The 19,279-nt window shown below is 32.5% G+C and carries 22 protein-coding genes; 8 read left to right on the top strand and 14 right to left on the bottom strand.

Features of this window, described 5'->3' with window-relative positions; translation table 11 throughout:
* The first annotated feature begins 3 nt into the window (after window positions 1-3).
* Window positions 4-513: a hypothetical protein gene (locus BLP60_RS06785; protein WP_092065353.1), complete on the top strand. Its 510-nt coding sequence runs from the start codon at window positions 4-6 to the stop codon at window positions 511-513.
* Here the strand turns inward: BLP60_RS06785 and BLP60_RS06780 are convergent.
* From BLP60_RS06780 to BLP60_RS06730, 11 genes are all read right to left on the bottom strand, one after another.
* Window positions 494-868: a DUF2325 domain-containing protein gene (locus BLP60_RS06780; RefSeq protein ID WP_092065351.1), complete on the bottom strand. Its 375-nt coding sequence runs from the start codon at window positions 866-868 to the stop codon at window positions 494-496. The genes BLP60_RS06785 and BLP60_RS06780 overlap by 20 nt on opposite strands.
* A 61-nt stretch (window positions 869-929) precedes the next feature.
* Window positions 930-1,286 (bottom strand): hypothetical protein, encoded by a 357-nt coding sequence (locus BLP60_RS06775; RefSeq protein ID WP_092065349.1) that lies wholly within the window; start codon window positions 1,284-1,286, stop codon window positions 930-932.
* Between the two features lie 65 nt (window positions 1,287-1,351).
* A complete protein-coding gene (locus tag BLP60_RS10600) occupies window positions 1,352-1,510 on the bottom strand; it encodes a hypothetical protein (protein WP_159427703.1) in 159 nt (52 codons plus the stop codon).
* Window positions 1,511-1,520: 10 nt separating this feature from the next.
* Window positions 1,521-2,471: a GGDEF domain-containing protein gene (locus tag BLP60_RS06765; RefSeq protein WP_092065345.1), complete on the bottom strand. Its 951-nt coding sequence runs from the start codon at window positions 2,469-2,471 to the stop codon at window positions 1,521-1,523.
* 3 nt (window positions 2,472-2,474) lie between these two features.
* The gene (locus BLP60_RS06760; RefSeq protein WP_092065343.1) at window positions 2,475-3,164 is read right to left on the bottom strand and encodes an HD-GYP domain-containing protein; all 690 of its coding nucleotides are present in this window, start codon (window positions 3,162-3,164) and stop codon (window positions 2,475-2,477) included.
* A gap of 111 nt (window positions 3,165-3,275) precedes the next feature.
* A complete protein-coding gene (feoB, locus tag BLP60_RS06755; RefSeq protein WP_092065341.1) occupies window positions 3,276-5,468 on the bottom strand; it encodes a ferrous iron transport protein B in 2,193 nt (730 codons plus the stop codon).
* The gene (locus BLP60_RS06750) at window positions 5,461-5,733 is read right to left on the bottom strand and encodes a FeoA family protein (RefSeq protein WP_092065339.1); all 273 of its coding nucleotides are present in this window, start codon (window positions 5,731-5,733) and stop codon (window positions 5,461-5,463) included. Before BLP60_RS06750 ends, feoB begins: the two co-directional genes overlap by 8 nt.
* Before the next feature lie 106 nt (window positions 5,734-5,839).
* Window positions 5,840-6,004 (bottom strand): hypothetical protein, encoded by a 165-nt coding sequence (locus BLP60_RS10595; RefSeq protein WP_159427702.1) that lies wholly within the window; start codon window positions 6,002-6,004, stop codon window positions 5,840-5,842.
* A gap of 130 nt (window positions 6,005-6,134) precedes the next feature.
* The gene (locus tag BLP60_RS06740) at window positions 6,135-6,593 is read right to left on the bottom strand and encodes a pyridoxamine 5'-phosphate oxidase family protein (RefSeq protein WP_092065335.1); all 459 of its coding nucleotides are present in this window, start codon (window positions 6,591-6,593) and stop codon (window positions 6,135-6,137) included.
* Between the two features lie 2 nt (window positions 6,594-6,595).
* Entirely contained in the window at window positions 6,596-8,596 is a 2,001-nt protein-coding gene (locus BLP60_RS06735; protein WP_092065333.1) for a methyl-accepting chemotaxis protein, read from the bottom strand.
* Between the two features lie 242 nt (window positions 8,597-8,838).
* Window positions 8,839-9,555: a molybdopterin-guanine dinucleotide biosynthesis protein MobB gene (locus BLP60_RS06730; protein WP_092065331.1), complete on the bottom strand. Its 717-nt coding sequence runs from the start codon at window positions 9,553-9,555 to the stop codon at window positions 8,839-8,841.
* A 110-nt stretch (window positions 9,556-9,665) separates the two neighbouring features.
* On the opposite strand from BLP60_RS06730, the gene hisS reads away from it, so the two are divergent.
* The 7 genes from hisS to BLP60_RS06695 are packed head-to-tail and all read left to right on the top strand — an operon-like array spanning window position 9,666 to window position 17,278.
* Window positions 9,666-10,919 carry a histidine--tRNA ligase gene (gene hisS, locus BLP60_RS06725; RefSeq protein ID WP_092065329.1) on the top strand — a complete coding sequence of 418 codons (1,254 nt, stop codon included), beginning with the start codon at window positions 9,666-9,668 and terminating at the stop codon, window positions 10,917-10,919.
* A gap of 55 nt (window positions 10,920-10,974) precedes the next feature.
* The gene (gene aspS, locus BLP60_RS06720; protein WP_092065327.1) at window positions 10,975-12,768 is read left to right on the top strand and encodes an aspartate--tRNA ligase; all 1,794 of its coding nucleotides are present in this window, start codon (window positions 10,975-10,977) and stop codon (window positions 12,766-12,768) included.
* Between the two features lie 59 nt (window positions 12,769-12,827).
* On the top strand, window positions 12,828-13,343 hold the full coding sequence (gene def / locus BLP60_RS06715) for a peptide deformylase (RefSeq protein WP_092065325.1): 516 nt from the start codon (window positions 12,828-12,830) through the stop codon (window positions 13,341-13,343).
* Window positions 13,319-14,293 carry a methionyl-tRNA formyltransferase gene (gene fmt / locus BLP60_RS06710; RefSeq protein WP_092065323.1) on the top strand — a complete coding sequence of 325 codons (975 nt, stop codon included), beginning with the start codon at window positions 13,319-13,321 and terminating at the stop codon, window positions 14,291-14,293. Before def ends, fmt begins: the two co-directional genes overlap by 25 nt.
* A complete protein-coding gene (locus tag BLP60_RS06705) occupies window positions 14,290-15,084 on the top strand; it encodes a DUF116 domain-containing protein (protein WP_092065321.1) in 795 nt (264 codons plus the stop codon). Before fmt ends, BLP60_RS06705 begins: the two co-directional genes overlap by 4 nt.
* Window positions 15,081-16,349, top strand: a complete 1,269-nt coding sequence (locus BLP60_RS06700; RefSeq protein WP_092065319.1) for a transcription antitermination factor NusB — start codon at window positions 15,081-15,083, stop codon at window positions 16,347-16,349. Before BLP60_RS06705 ends, BLP60_RS06700 begins: the two co-directional genes overlap by 4 nt.
* 23 nt (window positions 16,350-16,372) lie before the next feature.
* Window positions 16,373-17,278, top strand: coding sequence for a cation diffusion facilitator family transporter (locus BLP60_RS06695; protein ID WP_092065317.1), 906 nt, complete (start codon window positions 16,373-16,375; stop codon window positions 17,276-17,278).
* A 33-nt stretch (window positions 17,279-17,311) separates the two neighbouring features.
* Here the strand turns inward: BLP60_RS06695 and BLP60_RS06690 are convergent, their stop codons facing one another.
* From BLP60_RS06690 to BLP60_RS06680, 3 genes are read right to left on the bottom strand one after another with little or no spacing between them, the layout of a single operon-like run.
* Window positions 17,312-18,019, bottom strand: a complete 708-nt coding sequence (locus BLP60_RS06690) for a protein phosphatase CheZ (RefSeq protein ID WP_092065315.1) — start codon at window positions 18,017-18,019, stop codon at window positions 17,312-17,314.
* A 10-nt stretch (window positions 18,020-18,029) separates the two neighbouring features.
* Window positions 18,030-18,746, bottom strand: a complete 717-nt coding sequence (locus tag BLP60_RS06685) for a hypothetical protein (protein ID WP_092065313.1) — start codon at window positions 18,744-18,746, stop codon at window positions 18,030-18,032.
* Window positions 18,730-19,254: a PilZ domain-containing protein gene (locus tag BLP60_RS06680; protein WP_092065311.1), complete on the bottom strand. Its 525-nt coding sequence runs from the start codon at window positions 19,252-19,254 to the stop codon at window positions 18,730-18,732. Before BLP60_RS06680 ends, BLP60_RS06685 begins: the two co-directional genes overlap by 17 nt.
* Window positions 19,255-19,279 lie beyond the last annotated feature (25 nt).

Genomic DNA, 19,279 nt, shown 5'->3' with positions numbered 1-19,279 from the left:
AAAATGAGCAGTGCAGAAGTAAGTCCATGGCTCATTTTAGGAGCAAAGGGACTAGAATATTGTTTATATTTAGGAGGATTTTTTTTAACTCTTAAAATAATATTATCTATTATCCAGTCTAAAAAAGAAGATGTAGAAAAAAAATTTGTAAAGATACTCTTTATTATACTTGCAATAAATTCTATTGCTGTAATGCTCTTTTTTAGTTTACCTGTGATCAAAGATAGTTTTAATTTTTTTCTTCATGATAAAAAATATTTAAAAACAACAAACTGTAAAGTAAAATCTATTTCCAAGCCAGTATATCTACCTATATCTTATTCCAATGGAATACTAACGACAATAAATATTTTTAAAAATAAAAGAATCTATTGTGAAAATAAGTTAACAATAAAAGACTTAAGTTATTTTACCCATTTTGAATATCAAAAAGGACATACCTATATTATTACATATCTCCCATCTACTAGATTTATGGTAAAAATTAAAAAGATTAAACACTCTCAAAAATAATTTCTCTAAGCGTAGCTACACCTGAGCTTTTCACAAACTTACAACATTTCTTATATTTTTTGCAAAACTTTTTAGTTAATTTACATGCACCATGACTATTACAATTAAGAGGACAAAGAATAATATCTGCTTTTTTTACCATTTTCTCCAACTTTTTAACTCCACTTTTTACATATCCATCATGATACATAAATTCAAAATTATAAGACTCTATTAAATCTTTATAGTGTCTTTTTAATTTAGTAACTCCTCCAACAATTAATATCTTTTTGCAACAATGCCTACAACCACACTTTTTGCAGCAATTACAATCTAGTAAAAAATCATTATCTATATTTTTTTTGCACTTACACATAATCAATTCAATATAACGTTTAAACTCAACCTTTGAAAATAGTTTTGACGATTCTTATATCTTAAGGAAACAATTTAGCCGTTAAAGTAGAGGCCACTTTGCTTCCTATAACTACAAAAATAGCAATAATTAAAGTTTCTACACCTGCCTTTAAACTAACAAAACTTAACAACAAAGCAGATAAAAAATCAGTCAGTATTGCAAAACCCAAACCAGCTAGTATTCCATACTTTCCTACTAACCAAGTTAAAACAAACAAAAAAGGGATACTAATTAACGCTCCTCCTAAAACCAACACATAAATAGAACACTGGGGAAAATTTTTATGAATAAGAGTGGTCATAGCTGCCATACGCGGACATAAAATAAACAAAGCAAAGGCAAAAGTAGGAATTAATAAATGTATAGATTTGTCCATTGTTATTTCCTTTAAAAATCTAGATAAACATTATTTAAAGCTTATTAACGACTCTTACCACTTTATCATTCAATTAATTTATTATGTTTTCTTTCTAAAAAAATTCCTTGCTCTTTATCCTTTGTTAATTGTAATCCCATCTCTTTAAATGATTTAAAGATAAATCTTTTTAATTCCTCTTTTTTATCGGTACTTGATATGGAACTTTTGATTTTTATACACATTTTTAATCTCCTATTTTTTAAAACTTTTATTATAAAAAACAATTTTTCCTTTAGTTTTTTTTGCTTTATAAAGAGACACATCTGCTTTTTTGAAAACATCATCTAAATAATCTTTTAAATCAAGACTATTAGGTAAATTTATTTTTTCTACATTCACGATTCCACAACTAAAAGAAATTTCAGCCAACTTTATCTCATTTTGAAACAATAAAAACATTCTTTTTAAAACTTTTTTTACTACTTCCTTCTTCAAAGTTTTTAAAAAAATACAAAATTCATCTCCACCATACCTACAAGCAAAATCAACTTTTTCTCGAATTGAAAGCAAAATTATCTTGGCCAGTTTTTGTAGACAATCGTCTCCCACTAAATGTCCATATCTATCATTTATTCTTTTAAAATTATCTATATCTAAAAAAATCAAAAAACCTGTTTGTCCTTGGCTTAAGATATTATACATTAATTTAAAAAATGCTTTTTTATTATAAAGACCTGTCAAACTATCTGTACATGATGCTCGAAGATAAAAACGTGCCCTCTCCTCAACTTGCTTTTTTTCTTTTTCAAGTTTTAAATATTCATTAACTATAGAATGTATCATCCAATTTATATCCCTTAAAAACTTTACAAACTCATCTTCATCTTCACCTTCTGGTGGCAATTTGATAGATACAGAAAAAGTTCCTTCCTTTAAATCTTTTATAACCTTTCTTATTTTATTTATATTATTAAAAAACAAAACATACATAAAAAATTTAATTATGGGACGAAAAAAAATTAACATAACTGAAACAAAAAAAATAAAGATATATTTTAAAAATTCTATATTTTTAACTTCAATAAAATATACACCTATTAAACAAAAACAAATAACAGCAACATAAAAGCAATAAATAAATATTTTAGTTAAAATCCAATCTTTGTATATTTTAGCATGAGGTTTATAAATTATCTTAGCCATAATTTACTTCTTCTCTAAGAAAGAGCATTTTTTAAATCTACCTAAATAAAATCTTATTGCCTTTTCTGCTTTCAAGAATGCATCTACTGCCACTGGACAAAATTGTTTACCTTTATTCAACAATATCTCTCTTTTAATTTCTTCAAAACCAAGTCCCCGACGATATGGTCTATCTTGAAACATTGCTGAAACAGCATCAGCCAAAGAAACCACTCTTACACTAGGAGGAATATCTGTCCCTTTAAGCCCATAAGGATAACCATGCCCATCAAATCGTTCATGATGCAGTAAAACAACCTCTTCTATCACACTGCCTAAGCATTCTTTTAAGGCTGAAATAATCTTACATCCTACAACTGGATGTTGTTTTATAAGTTGCCATTCTTCTGCATTAAGTTTTTCTGTTTTTTGGAGAATAGAGTCAGGTATTGCTATTTTGCCAATATCGTGCAAATGCGCTGCAATGTGTAAAATTTCTTTTTCTTGGGAATCAAAGTGCAGGTAATTACTCAAAATAGAACTAATATCTGCAACCTGAACAGAGTGCAGGTATGTATGTCTATCTCTTGCATCTAAAGCTGTTCCTAAAACTTCTGCCAATTGATGAAAGATTTTCGAACATTTATCTAAGTTTCTCAATTTAATATTTTTATCAGACTTACTATAAGGTGTTAACATCTCTAAATTATACATTATATTTCATACCTCTTATTTATAATTTAATAAAATATACCCTATATTCAGGCCATTGCTATCTAAGACAATGGCCTGAAATAGGAGGGAGGGAAAAGGCATAAAGAACAATTATATCAAATTAAATAAAAGACGATAAACTAAAACAGACAAAGCAAAAGCCAAAGAAGTATTAAAAAAAACTCCGAATATAGCCCACTTCCAAGAAGTCTCCTTGGCCATAGCCACAACCGTAACAAAACAAGGAGCATACAAAAGGACAAAGACAATCAAACTAATGGCAACGGCTTTACTCCATTGAGGATCAGCTTGTAATTGTTTTACTAAAGGCTCTGCTTCTTCTGGATCTACCTCGCCCAAAGAATAAGCTGTGCCCAAGGTAGATACTATTACTTCTTTAGCAGCAAAGCCTCCTATTAAGGCGATATTTGTCTTCCAATTAAATCCTGCCCATCTTGAGACAGGTTCTAAAAATTTACCCAAACGCCCAGCAAAAGAATTTTCTAAAGAAGCTTCTGCAAGTTGATCTTCCAAATCAACAATCTTTGTCTTTAATTCCTCTCTATCTGCTTCAGTTGAAGCTGCTTGCATTTGTTGTTCTAAGGCTGCGATCTTTTGCTCAAAAAACTGTAGCTTTTCTTGTGGTAATTGGGGAAAAGTCATACTTGCCCAAACTAAAACAGAAATTCCTAAAATTACAGTACCTGCCTTTTTAATATACATCCAAGCTCTTTCCCAAGCATGGATCAATACTCCCTTAATACTAGGTAACCTATAGGGTGGAAGCTCCATCAAAAAAGGAGTGCTAGCGCCTTTAATAACAGTAGATCGCAAAAACATAGCAGTAATAAGTGCCATTGCCCAGGCGAACAAAGTAATCCAAAAAAGAACATTTGCTCCATTATTAGGGAAAAATGCAGCTGCCAACAAAATAAATACAGGGACTTTTGCCCCGCAAACCAAAAAAGGGCTGACTAATACAGTAGCTAATTTTTCCTTTGGACTCCGCAAAGTCCTTGTAGCCATAACTCCAGGAACTGCACACCCTCCCGGTATTCCTCCAGAAACAATAAAGGGCATAACAGAACTTCCATGCAAACCAAAAAAACGAAAAACCCTATCCAACATATAAGCCATTCTAGCCATATATCCTAAGTCTTCCAAAAATGAGATCCCAATAAACATTACCAAAATTAATGGCACAAATCCCATAACACCACCAACACCATCAATAATTCCAGAGACAACAAGCGACTGCAAAAAACCCTCAGGGATTAAATTAGTCGCAGTATCTCCAAGCCAGCCAAAAAAACTCTCTAACCAGCCCATAGGGATTTCACCAATTAAAAAAGTTAACTGAAAAAGACCATACAGTACCAAAAGCATCACCACAGGGCCTAAAACCTTATGAGTCAAAAACATATCAATTTGCTCAGAATACGAACGCCGCTGTTGACTGCTTATTTCTTTTTTTAAAACTCCTTGCTTGAGCAAAGAAGCAATGTATCCATATCTATAATCTGCAATAACACTTTCTATATCTGTGCCTAGAGTTTCTTTAATGTGTTGCTCTAATCTGGACCTTATTTGCAAAAGTTGTTCACTCACAACCAAAGAACACTCATTACCCTCTTTAATAATCTCTTCATCGTTTTCTAAATATTTTATGGCCACCCAACGCAAAGGATATTTGGTTTCTAAAAAATGATGTTTTTCCATTAACTGCAACATTTGCTTAATAGCCAATTCAACATCTTCTCCATAAAACACCACAAGCTGAGCTCTGTTTGTACCCTCTCTTTTACCTAACCCTAATTCAACAATAGTTTGGACTAATTCCTGCTTACCCCTTCCTGTTTTAGCTACTGTTTTAACCACAGGAACGCCTAATAAAGAAGAAAGTTGCTTTTCATTAATTGTTATGCCCTTTTTCTCAGCCTCATCTATCATATTCAAAGCCAAAACAACTGAAGCCCCCATTTCCATAAGTTGAACAGTTAAATAAAGACTACGCTCAAGCACAGTAGAATCTATAACTTGTACCACAGCATCTGGATTCTCTTCTAAAATAAACCTTCTGGCTACAAGCTCTTCTTCTGAATAAGCAGTCAAAGAATAAGCTCCTGGCAAATCAACAAAATTAATTACCTTATCTCCATAAGCCAAACTTCCTTCTTTTTTTTCTACTGTAACTCCAGGATAATTTCCTACTCTTTGTCTTGCTCCAGTCAAAAGATTAAACAATGTTGTTTTGCCAGAATTAGGATTTCCAGCTAAAGCCGCTAACACTGTCTTTTTATTCATTGCTTGTCCCTCCTTCAGGAAGAACATAAATATAATCTGCCTCATTATTTCTTAAAGTAACTACAAAATCTCTTAAACGTAGAGCAACAGGATCTTTTAAAGGTGCTCTGCCAATAACCTCTACTTCTGTTCCAGGAATAAGCCCCATGTCTTTTATTCTTCGCCCAAGCTCTCCCCTAGCCTCAACAAAACAAATTCTCCCCTTTTGCCTTTTCTTCATATGACGTAAACAAACACTTTGACGAATCGCTTCCACCTCTCTCATTTTAAACCCTCCTTTAAATTAATTTGCCATAACTAACCAAAAACAAGAATTTTAAATAAAAAAATTAATTTTTAATTAGGTATTCCTAACTTTAAAAGCAAAAAAATTACCTCCAAAAATCCATAATTTTATTGGCACAAAAACTACAACCACCTCCACAAGAAGAACACGACCCTTTCCTGCTAACGCTGGAATAAAAAATTCTTTTTACTCTAAACACCAAACCCAAACAAGCTATGCCTACAATAAACATTATTAGCCAAAATTCCATTTTGCCCTCCTCAAAAGTTAAAACATTCACAAAAGACGACTCCTGATTAACCAAACGCAATTTCCCTGTCAAGAAAAATTAGTAAAAACTAACTTTTGGTTAGCTATTTTCTCATGAACACGCAAAAAACCTAAGAAATATCATTGATTTTACAGCTAAGAGAGGAAACAGATAGTTTGAAGGCTCTAACTTTATGCTGAAATGCACGAATATAGTTTTCGCCTTTTAAAAGATAGGCGGGAGAATATTTTTGAATCAAAGATTTCAAGACCTTTTCTTTTTCTCTGCAAAATACTTCTTTTATCTGTCCTGTGACAATTACGCTTTTATAAAGCGTAGTAAACTGTTTTGCTAAAATCCGAACATCTTCTACAACACAAAAACAAGCCAATGGATTTTTAGGAATATAGTCTATTTTTTGACCTGTACGAGCTGTATGAAAATAAATATATGTATCTACAAGACAAAAATTAACAGGCACTCCATATGGAGTGCCTGTTTTAGAACTTAAAGACAAAATTCCGTATTTTGCTTTTTTTAATATTTCTATCCCCTGTTCATAAGAGGCTTCCCTATCTTTTCTACGCATGATTAAACTTTAAAATTACTAATAATTTGTTTTAATTTTTGGGCTAATGCAATAAGTTCTTTAGCACTTTCCTTTAACAAAGCAGAGCTTGTGGCCATTTCATTTACTTCACTATTAATTGTAGAAATATCTTTGGCTATATCTCCTGCAACTTGAGAGCTCTGATTTACATTTTCATTTACCTCTCCAATATGTTGAGAAACACTGCCTATATTTTCTGCAATGTCTCTAGTGGTGGTAGATTGTTCTTCTACTGCTGCTGCAATAGTAGAAATAATGGAGTCAATATCACTAATAGATTGGGTAATGTCCTTAATATCTTCTACAGTAACCTCTGTTGCTTTTTGAATATTGTCAATTTTTTGCCTAATCTCTTCTGTAGCATTTGCTGTTTGTTGGGCTAATTCTTTAATTTCATTAGCCACTACAGCAAACCCTTTTCCAGCTTCCCCAGCTCTGGCTGCCTCAATGGTGGCATTTAAAGCTAAAAGATTAGTTTGCGAGGATATAGCTGTAATAGTTTCTGTGACTTTTGAAATTTCCTTAGCAGCCTCACCTAAATTATTTACTCGTTCAGAAGTATTCTGGGCTTTGCCTACTGCTTCAGTGGTCATTGATTTTGCTTTTTCTGTATTATTAGATATTTCAGCAATAGTAGCACTCATTTCTTCTGAAGCTGTTGCCACTGTATTACTCGATTCTGCCGACCTTTCCATAACTTGAGCTACATTACTCATATTTACACTCATTTCTTCGGCAGCAACAGCAACAGTGTTTGCTCTACTTGCAATACTTTCTGCTCGTTTTGCATATTCATCTGACATTTCATTCATTGATCCTGAAGAACGAGTAAGGACTTCTGTAAGTTCTCTAAGCTCATCTATTCTAAACATACTTTTAAGTCTTTCTCCCATATTATTCAAAGCATTTGCCAAATCTCCAAGCTCATCTCTATTTTTTAAGCTAATTTTTGCATTTAAATTTCCATTTGCAATTTCTTGAGAAAAAGCAACTGTTTTACTAAGAGGTTTCAAAATATTAAACTGAGTTACTAACAAAATGACAGCTACAATAATTACTAATACTATACCTGAGTAAATTGTAGCTGTAGTAATAGAGTTATACACATTTTGCATAATTTCAGATTCTGGGATAAAGACAAAAAACTTCCAACCTATTTTTGAAGTCTTAACTTGAACATAATAGTTAACTCCATCTATATTTACTTCTTTAAAAGTATTATCATACTGAAATAAATTAGAATAAATCGGTTTAACTTCATTAATTTTTTTAAAATTATTCTGAGGATCTTTAGAGTCAGCTAAAATTACTCCATCATCTTGAATCAACAACATATAACCTGCATGCCCTATCTTTGCTTTTTTTACCATTTCGGTAAGCAGTTTTAAAGAAATATCTATAGCAGCAACTCCTAAAATTTCTCCATTTTTAGAAATGGTTTTGGCAATACTTATGGTTGCATCTCCTGTAGTAGAAGTATAGGCTTTAGATATAATAATTTTTCCTGCTTGCTGGACAGCTTCTTTATACCAAGGTCTTTTACGCGGATCATAATGGGCAGGAAGAGTATCTACCCTAGCTAATAAAAATCCTCCATACTTTGTTCCTATATACACATCTAAATAATTAGGATGACTTTGTTGAATTGCTTTCATAAATAAAACTATTTTCTGGCCTAACTTATCATCTTCCCGCGGAATGGTCTTGGTAGCTTCATTGGTATCTATATGAGAAGTAAGACTATCGTCTATTTTTTTTACTAAATAAAATTTAGTAATAGCATCTACATTGGCTTTGGACTCGTTAATAAATATATTAATACTGCGGTCAAATTGATTTAAATATTTCTGAATCGAATCCTGAAAAGAAGAGAGAGATATATCTTTTATATAATAGCCGAAAATTCCAAAGCTTATCACCCCAGAAAACAACACCCCGCCTAAAATCAAAAACAATAATTTCACTTTAAGGGATACTCGCATCTCTCTCCTCCTAAAAATTAATTTGTCTTTATTATCTTAAAGAAAAAAATTATTTTATGTCAACAAAAGATACAAATCGGGAAGGAATTTATGTTCTCATATTTTTATTATTTTATTAAAAGAAAATATTTAATTAGACTTAAAGAAATGATTCAAAAAATCTTAACCAAAAATAAAAAACGACTAATTTAACAATTCTAATTAGACAAAAAAATATGAAAATAAAGGTGGAAAAATAAAATCTATACTGTAAATTTAACCTCAATTTTGCCTTTTTTAAAACCCTTTAACTCTGTTAAAACAGCTAAAATATTATTTTTTAATACTCGTTCTACAAAAGGATTTAGTAAAATCCTCTTATTATCTACTTTTACGATAGTCTCACTATTATTTAATATCTTACAAAAAGAAATATCTGCTTTGTTTTGAACAATAGCTTTTCCAAGTCCAGAACAATCTTCAAATCCACAGGCTCCGCAGTTTAAACCAGGCAAAGCAAAACCTTTTTCTAAAACTAAAGAAGCTACTTCTGCAGGATTTTTAAATTGTTTATACTTAAATTTAAGCGAATTGTGATAATAACCCAACACTAAACCATTATCCAATTTATCAAAATCTTCTTCGTCTTTAGGCAAAACTATACGCGGAAGCCATCCTAAATCTTTTCCGCCCTCTACTAGTAAAACATCTGCGTCTAACAATGGCAAAATATCTGTTAAGGACTTAAAAAAAGGCCAACTTATAAACGTTTCATTTTCACTTAATCCTATGCTTATACACCCACATTTTTTAAATTTCTTTGTATCTGTATCCTCACGATCAAAGTCATGATGAGAAAATTTTGCCATCACTACCTTATATTTTTGAGCTGTTAAGGTTTTAGCCACTTCTACAATTAAAGAAGTCTTCCCTGAATTTTTATATCCTACAAAACCAAGAGCCTTTAACTCACCCTTCATATCCACTCCCTTTAAAACTTTGACAAGTCTACCTTATTTGCACTACAAAAATCAGTTTCTTAAGAAAAAATTTAATACAAAGCAATTATTATAATCTTAAAGGTAAACAAATGAACAAAATAACTAAAATCAAAGGCTTTGCAGATCTATTTCCACCTGAAAGCACTGTGTATGTGCAAATGGAAGAAACAGCAAGACAAGTTTTTAGTGCTTATGGCTGTAATGAAGTCCGTATTCCTATTGTAGAAAAAACAGAGCTTTTTGCTAGAACTATTGGCGGAGAAACAGACATTGTTCAAAAAGAAATGTATACTTTCCAAGATCGTAAGGGCAGAAGTCTCACTTTGCGTCCAGAGGCAACAGCAGGAATGGTAAGAGCTTTTATCGAATCAGGCCCTTCCCAAGGAAGTATAGCCAAATATTTTACCCTTGGGCCTATGTTTCGGTATGAACGTCCTCAAAAAGGGCGCATGCGACAATTTCATCAAATCGATGTAGAATTTTTTGGGCCTACTACTCCTCAGGCTGATGGTGAGTTAATTCTTATGTTATGGCATTATCTTACTGCCCTCAAATTAGATAATTTTCATTTAGAAATAAATTCTTTGGGATGTCCCAAATGTAGGCCACAGTTTAAACAAAAACTTTTATCTTTTCTTCAACATATTGATGAATCAAAGTTATGTGCTGATTGTAAACGAAGGAAACAAACCAATCCTTTACGAGTATTAGATTGTAAGGTCTCTACCTGCAAAGAAATGGTTGCGTCTGCACCAAAAATAATAGACTCTCTCTGTTTAGAATGTCAAAAACATTTTAAAGATGTTCTTGCTATTTTAGATAAAGCTGGGCTCAATTATACATTAAACCACCTCCTAGTTCGAGGTTTAGATTATTATCAAAGAACCACTTTTGAAATAATTGCAGAAAATCCTAATATAGGGTCTCAAAGCGCTATTGCAGGGGGCGGTAGATATGATGGGTTAGTTAAAAATTTAGGTGGACCTGATATTCCAGGTCTAGGTTTTGCCTGTGGCATGGAGCGTATTGCCCTTTTGCTAGACAAACAAAACAACTTTAAACAAGATTTTTTTCTAGCTGTGCTTTCTGATAAAGCCCTTAATCAGGCAATTTTACTTGCCCAAAAACTTAGAAATAAAGGTTTTAAAGGCGAGGTAAGTTTTGAGGCTAAAAGTCTAAAAAGCCAACTACGATACGCTCACAAAAAAGAGGTTAAAACTTGCCTTATTCTAGGGGAAGATGAATTATCCTCAGGAGTAATTCAGGCAAAGAACATGGAAACAGGTCTTCAACAAACCATTGCTCTAGAAGATATAGAACAAGCTCTAGGCATTAATTTTTAAGATTACTCTTCTTAATTATATAATTTTACGCACTATAGCTTAAAAGGGGATAAATATGGAAACACAAAGAAAAGTTATTTTAGATGAACTAAACGGTTGGAAACGAACCCACCACTGCGCAGAGTTAACTTTGCAAAATGATGGCCAAGAAGTTTGTCTTATGGGATGGGTTCAATTTAGAAGAGACCATGGTGGACTTATTTTTATTGATCTACGAGACAGAGAAGGCCTTACTCAAGTAGTATTTGCTCCAGAAGTAAACAAAGATGCTTTAGAAAAAGCTCATATCTTACGAAGTGAAGATGTTATTGCTATTAAAGGTCTAGTTAGACCTCGGCCTAAGGACATGATTAATCCAAAATTAAAAACAGGAGAAATAGAAGTTGTTGTTAAGGATTTTAAGATATTAAACAATTCTAAAACTCCTCCATTTCTTATTGAAGACAGAGCAGAAGTTTCGGAAAATCTTCGTTTAAAATATCGCTATCTCGACCTAAGACGGCCTTATATGACCAAAAATATTATTACACGCAGCAAAGCCGCCCAAAGCGTCCGTTCATACCTCAATGAATGTGGTTTTTTAGAAATAGAAACACCCATTTTAACTAAATCAACTCCTGAAGGGGCTCGAGATTTTTTAGTCCCAAGTAGATTAAACCAAGGAAGTTTCTATGCACTTCCACAATCACCACAACTTTTTAAACAGCTCTTAATGTTTTCTGGTTTTGATAAGTATTACCAAATTGTTAAATGTTTTAGAGACGAAGACTTACGAGCAGATAGACAACCAGAATTTACTCAAATTGATATAGAAATGTCTTTTGTAGAAGAAGAAGATGTAATTCAAATGGCAGAAGGACTTATTGCCAAGCTATTTAAAGATATTCTAAATATAGAGGTCAACTTGCCTTTTCCAAGACTAAGTTATGCCCAAGCTATTGAAGAATATGGTTTAGATAAGCCAGATATTAGATTTGATCTAAAGTTAAAAGATATTACCCATATTGTTCAAAATTCTGAATTTAGATTATTTAAACAAGCCTCTTTAGTAAAGGCCTTAAAATTACCCCAAGGAGCTAAATTATCCCGAAAAGAAATCGATGATTTAACAGAATTAGTGAAAATATATGGAGCTGGTGGGCTGGCTTGGATAAAAATCAAGGATAATGAATGGCAATCTCCTATTGCTAAATTTTTAAGTGAAGAAGAAAAACAAGGAATAACTAATGCTCTAGATCTAAAAGTAGGGGATATTGTCTTTTTCCAAGCAGGAAATCCTGAGATAGTAAATACAGCCCTAGGTTATTTAAGAATAAAATTAGCTGAAATGTTTAATCTAATTCCAAAAGACACTTATGCCTTTACCTGGGTTGTTGATTTTCCTCTTCTAGAATGGGATGAAGAAGAAAAACGTTGGGTAGCCAGACACCATCCATTTACAGCACCTAAACCAGAACATTTAGCTTTACTTGAAAAAGAACCTGAAAAGGTCCTCGCCAGAGCCTATGATCTAGTTTTAAACGGTCATGAAATTGGCGGTGGCTCTATTCGTATTCATACTCAAGACCTTCAAAATAAAATGTTTAAAGTACTTGGCATTGATTCCCAAGAAGCAGAAGAAAAATTTGGTTTTTTACTTGAAGCCTTAAAATATGGGACTCCTCCTCATGGAGGTATTGCCTTTGGTTTTGATCGTATTATTATGCTTATGACAAAGGCAAAATCAATTAGAGATGTTATTGCTTTTCCAAAAACTCAGAAAGCAACTTGTTTACTAACAGAAGCTCCGTCAAAAGTAAGCTCAAGACAATTAAGAGAGTTGGGGCTTAAAGTAAAAGAAAAAAAATAAGCTAAGCATGTTACAAATTTTCTCACAAAACAATAGTGTTAAAAGAGGTTTAAAAGATAATGAGCGAAGTTTTAAAAATTATTACCTATCCTAATGAAATTTTGACCCGCAAATCTATACCCATTGAAACCATAGATGAAGAAATAAAAACATTGGCCCAAAATATGGCCCTTACCATGTATGAAAATGACGGAATTGGTTTAGCTGCTCCCCAGATAGGCCAAAATATTCGCTTAATAACTGTGGACATCTCTGGACCTAAAAAAAGAGAATCTCTTTTAACCTTGATTAATCCTGAAATTATCTATCGAGAAGGTGAAATAGAAAGCGAAGAAGGATGTTTAAGTGTTATTGGTTATAGAGCAAAAGTTAAAAGAGCAGCCAAGGTAAAAGTAGTTGCTACAAATTTAGACAAAGAAAAAATAGAGTTAGAAGCTGAAGAATTACTGGCGATTTGTCTCCAACACGAAATAGATCACTTAGAAGGAATCTTGTTTATTGATCGCATCAGCAGGCTAAAACGTAATCTTTATGATAAAAGGCTAAAAAAATGGCTCAAACAAAGAAAAAAATAGTTTTCATGGGCACTCCTGAGTTTGCGGCTACTATTTTAAAATATATCTTAAAATGGCCGCAAGGAGATATTGTTGGAATATATACCCAACCTGATAGACCATGTGGACGAGGTAGAAAAATAAAGTGTAGCCCTGTAAAGGAACTAGCCCAAAAACACGGCCTACCTATTTTTCAACCTAAAACTTTTAAAGAGCCAGCAGCTATAGAAACCTTAAAGTCTTTAGATCCAGATTTTTTAGTTGTAGCTGCATATGGACTTATTCTACCTAAAAGTGTTTTAGAAATTCCCAAAATAGCTCCTTTAAACGTACACGCATCATTATTGCCTAAATATAGAGGAGCGGCTCCCATTCAAAGAGCTATCTTAAATGGCGAAAAAGTAACAGGAATTACTATTATGCTTATGGATGAAGGCATGGATACAGGGCCAATTTTACTGCAAAGAGCCCTTGCCATTGGAATTGATGATACTGCTGCTTCTCTCCATGATGAATTGGCTAACTTAGGCGGAGAGCTCATTGTAGAAGCTCTTACCAAAATGAGCCAAGGAAAATTAACCCCTCTTCCTCAACCAGAAGAAAGAGCCTCTTATGCTCCAAAACTTTGTAAAGAAGAAGGATTAATAGACTTTAACAAATCAGCCCTAGAGGTTCACAATCAAATTCGTGGGCTCTATCCCTGGCCTGGAGCTTTTTTTTATTTTACCAAAGCAGATGGGAAAAATATTCAAGTACAACTTTTCCCAGGAAAAGTAGGCGACCAGCTACCTAAAAATCACAACTTTAAACCAGGTCAAATTGCTAAAATAGAAGACAATACTCTTTTTTTTGTTTGTAAAGACAGATTTTATTTAGTATCAAAATTAAAACCTGCAAATAGTAAAATAATGGATGCTACGGCATTTTTCTGTGGATTTTTAAGTAAATGTAAAACAGCACCAAAAAAGTGAACAAATATAAATCTCTTTTAGAAGAAATATCTGACTCCATTCCGGCTAAAAAACGATTATTTATTGGTTTAATTACGCTTACCTCTGTTTTACTCTCTCTGTTTTTAATTCTACTTTGGCTTATTCCTTACATAGGCTTAAAGTCCATCCATCCTTTTGCTCCTTATATTCTAGGCTTTATTATTATTGTGCTTATTTTATTTATTGCGTGGTCATCATTAGGATTAGTATTAAGTATTCTTTGGAAACGAAATATTTTATTTGCCCACAAAATTAGAGGGCTTACTATTAAATTTTTCCTACCTCTTATGGTTTTAGTAGGGAAACTTTTTGACATCTCAAAACAAAAAGTACGAGCATCTTTTATTAAAGTAAATAACGAACTAGTCTTAAGTGAATATAAAAAATATTCTCCAAATGAAGTACTGCTTCTTTTACCTCATTGTTTACAAAATAGTCGATGTTCAAGACGCCTTACTTACAATATCTACAACTGCAAACTATGTGGAAAATGCCCTATTGCTGACCTTATTAAATTACATAAAAAATTTGGAGTACATATGGCCATAGCCACTGGAGGTACTATTGCTAGACGCATTGTAGTCCAGACAAGACCTAAAATGATTATCGCTGTAGCTTGTGAACGAGACCTAGCCAGTGGAATACAAGATACCTATCCGCTACCTGTCTATGGAATTTTAAACCAACGACCTAAAGGGCCTTGCCTAGATACTCTAGTACCTATTGAGCAAGTAGAAAAAGCTTTGGGACACTTTGTAATCCAAAAATGAAAAAACAAAAAATTGATCCTATTAGATCAACATCATTACAAATAGTAAAAAAAACTCTCAATGGCCAAGATTTACAAGCTGTACTTAATCAATCCCTAAACCAATTAGAAAATCAACAAGACAAAGCATTACTTACAGAACTCTGCTATGGATATTTTCGATATAAAAGACAATTAGAATATCTCTTAAAGACTTTATTTTTACCTAAATGGAATAAACTTCCCTTGGATATAAAAATTGTGTTGGGCTTAAGTTGTTATGAACTTTATTATTTATCTAAAATCCCAGCCTATGCCACTTTATCTTGGAGTGTAAACCTTATTAAAAACAAATATAATGCCAAACTTGGCGGATTAGTAAATGCAGTTTTAAGAAAATGCACACAAATAGATCTAACAGATACTATCTTTAAACAAGACAATCCATCCCTGGCTACATTTTTGTCTAGAAAATACTCAATGCCTTTTTGGATAGTAGAACTGCTTTTAAAAGAACAAAACAAAACCGATGTGGAGAATTTCTTAAAATCTTCTCTTAAACGACCTCCAACATCCCTTTTACTCTTAAAACCTATAACCATTCCTAAAGAGCTAAAACCAGGGATTTTACAAGAAACACCTTGTGGATTTAGTATAAAACCCAAGTGGGAAGAAAAAATTTTCTCCTTTTTTAAAAAAAATAATATTCCTTATTATCCCCAAAGTCTTGCTAGCCAACAAATACTTTTAAAATTAATCTCCCAAATAAAAGAACCTATTTGGGATGCATGTGCTGGAAGTGGGGGCAAATCTTTTGTTCTTTATAGGCTTGGGTTTAAGCCTTTTGCTAGTGATATTAATCTAAAAAGACTACTCTTTTTAAAACAACAACTTCATGTTTGGAATCTTAAACCAAAAATCTTTAGAGCAGATGCCAAACAACCTCCTTTTAAAAAAGTAACAACTATCTTATTAGATGCACCTTGTTCTGGGCTTGGAGTTTTAGCAAAACGTCCTGACATAAAATGGAAACGCAGTTTAAAAGATATTAAGCAATTATCCGCTATTCAACAAAAACTCCTCTCCAATACTTTTCAAGTACTTCCTAAAGGAGGAGTGCTTTTATATCTTACTTGCACAGTCACCAAAAAAGAAAATGAGGAACAAGTAAATTTTTTACTTGAAAAATATTCCTCTAAAGTTAAATTAGAATGCATAATTAAACCAAATTTCCAAACAGAAAAAGAATATTTTTTTGGCGCTAAATTCATTAAAATAGGTAATTAACATAACACCATTACAAACGAGTCATGCCCAAACCCAATTCTTTAAAATCCATTTTTTTTGCCTTAGGAGCAAATTTAGCAATTTTTATTGCCAAACTAGGAGCAGCACTCTTTACTGGTTCAGGATCATTACTTGCAGAAGCTATCCATTCCTTAGCAGATACAGGAAATCAACTCTTGCTTTTATGGGGATTAAAGTTATCACGTCGCCCTCCTACTCCAAAACATCCTTTAGGGCACGGTAAAGCGATCTTTTTTTGGTCTTTTATTGTTGCTTTGCTTTTATTTTCTATGGGAGGAATGTTTTCTATTTACGAAGGCTTTTATAAACTAAAACATCCAAAAACAATTTCTTACCCATTTTTAGCTCTAGGAGTGCTTCTATTCTCACTTTTAGCAGAGGGCATATCTCTTATTGGATGCCTTAAAGAAATCAATAAAGTACGTAAAAATCAAACTCTATTGACCTGGTTTAAAAAAACACGTCAAAGCGAACTCCTGGTAGTATTTGGAGAAGATAGTGCAGCAATTATAGGTTTAACATTTGCATTTTTAGCTATAGTTTTAAGTATCATTACCCAAAATCCTTTTTATGATGCCTTAGGAAGTATTTTGATAGGGATTTTACTTATTGTAATCGCCTTAGCAATTGGAAGTGAAGTTTACGAACTACTAATAGGACAAGGAGTAGAACCAGAAATAAAAGAAAAAATAATTGAGCTTTTGGAAAAACAACCTGAAATAAAACAAGTTTTAAATCTTATTACTCTTCAACTAGGACCTAATGTTATGGTGGCTGTCAAAGCAAAAATGAATTTAAAAAAATCAGCACTAGAACTAGTTAATGATATTAATCAATGCGAACAAATATTAAAAAAACATTTCCCTCAAGTAAAATGGATATTTTTTGAGCCAGATATTAAAAAATAATAGAAATGAGAAAGACCGATAGATAGTAGAAACCTACAACCCCAGCTCAGCTAAGAGTTCATCTACATCTTCCTGCTTTACCTTTTCTTGAGGTCCTTTTAATTCCGACATTTTAGCTTGGGCTTCTTGTTTTATTTCTTCAAAATCTTTATCAGGATTTTTTTCTTTTACTTTTAAACTAAGACTAGAAGATACATAAAGTTGAAACACTTGTTCTTCTATTTGACGTAAGGCATCAATAATCTTTTTAATTCGTTGCCCTGTCAAATCCTGAAAACTAAGACTAGTCATAATAGATAAAAGGTCTTGATTTAAGCTTTTTTGCCAAGCCAAAAGAGTAAACCCATCTTCTGGACAAACCTGACCTTTCTTTACTCTCTGACAAATCTCCTCTATTTGAGGCATCTGATCTAAATGTTTTTCCACTAAGCCCATTATTTCCATTGTGGCTTGCTCAGTGGTTCGTAAAATAGCATCAAGTTGATCAGAAGTTTCATTTAATAAATATTCTGTTTCTTTTTGAGAAAGACCTGTTTTTTTTGTTTCCTCAATATTACTATAAATATTTTTTAAACCTGAACGAAGTTCCTCACTTAAATTTCGATAAAATTCACTTTCCATTAAGGTCTTAGCTAAGGCTTTGCTAACCTCCTTTTCTAAAACCTCTGCTATAACATCTTTTAAAGATACTTCCAACTTAGAGCTCAAATTATCCAATATTTCTTGACTTAAGTCTTTCAAAAAGTGCCTCCTAATTTTTTATAGGAATAATTATTTGATAAATAGTTAAGTCATTTTTAGCAAATAAATCTAAACTCCCTTTACAAGTAGAAAGTAGTTTAGCCCCTAAAAAAAGACCTAAGCCTAAATGTTTTTTCTTAGTGGAAACAAAAGGATCAAAGGGATTCTTTACCTTTAATACAGTAGGAGAGATAAGCTCAAATATTATATCTTGTTCTACTTTATTCACATTTAAAGAAAGATCAAAGGTTCCTTCTTTGTCCTGTAATTCTTCTAATATATTAAACAGCCCTTCTTCCAAACAAAAAGTTAAAATATAAGGTGCAAGTTGCAAAGGAGAATCTATATTTAAACAAATATTTAATTTTATCTGATGTTTAAAAAACAAATCATTAACCCAAAAATCTTTAAACCACTCTATAAAACTATTTATACTAAAACGTTCTATTTCTTTACTTAAATAAAAATCTCTTTCACCAGCTAAGCTAACTAATCTATCTACTCCGCTAAAAGCTTGAGCAAAGCGCTCAAAATACACAGGAATATCTTCTAATGTTTCTTTTTGAATCTTTTTTTCTAAAAGAGAGTGCTGCATCTTTAAAAGATGCAAATAATTATTCAAATTGTGAATAAATCCTGGAAAGCTCTTCCCTCCTCTAGCTTGAAGATATAAAAAAACCAACTTGTTAATCTCTTCTAGCGAATCTAAATTAAAGCCGTTGTTCACGTAGAATCTCCCTTTGTTCTTTAAAAACAAATTGTACGATTTGTTCTCTATCAGATTCCCTAATGTGAACATATTTAAAAGCATATATTTTTTGATCATGAATAATTTCTTCTCGAATAACTTCACCTACCACGCCTATCAATACAGGAGGCACAGAAGACAACGCAACAGCTGCTTCTATAAAATCTCCGACCTTCACAGGAGTAGAGGAAATAAATTTAAAACCTGCCCCACTTATTTCAATAACTTCTCCTTGGTATGGATATTCCTGACTTAAAGTTTTTTGGCTTAAAAAATTTAAAATCATATTTAGCTTATTGTCTAAGTTAAGCAAAAAATCAAAAAACTCTTTTGGAAGGTGGGGAGAATGGAAGTCTTCAAATCCTGTGGATTGACTCTCACAACCAACGCACCCTAAAAACAATGGCCTTGCATCTTTAGAAGTTGGCCTAAAATACATCTTCAAACGGGTTTTAACCCTAGAAAAAGTTCTACTCTCTTGGTTCATAACAACATCTTCTCTTTCTCATAAA

Source organism: Desulfonauticus submarinus (assembly GCF_900104045.1).
Classification (GTDB): domain Bacteria; phylum Desulfobacterota; class Desulfovibrionia; order Desulfovibrionales; family Desulfonatronovibrionaceae; genus Desulfonauticus; species Desulfonauticus submarinus.
Note: the sequence above shows the minus strand (reverse complement) of the source record. Positions and strands in the feature narration are given on the sequence as shown.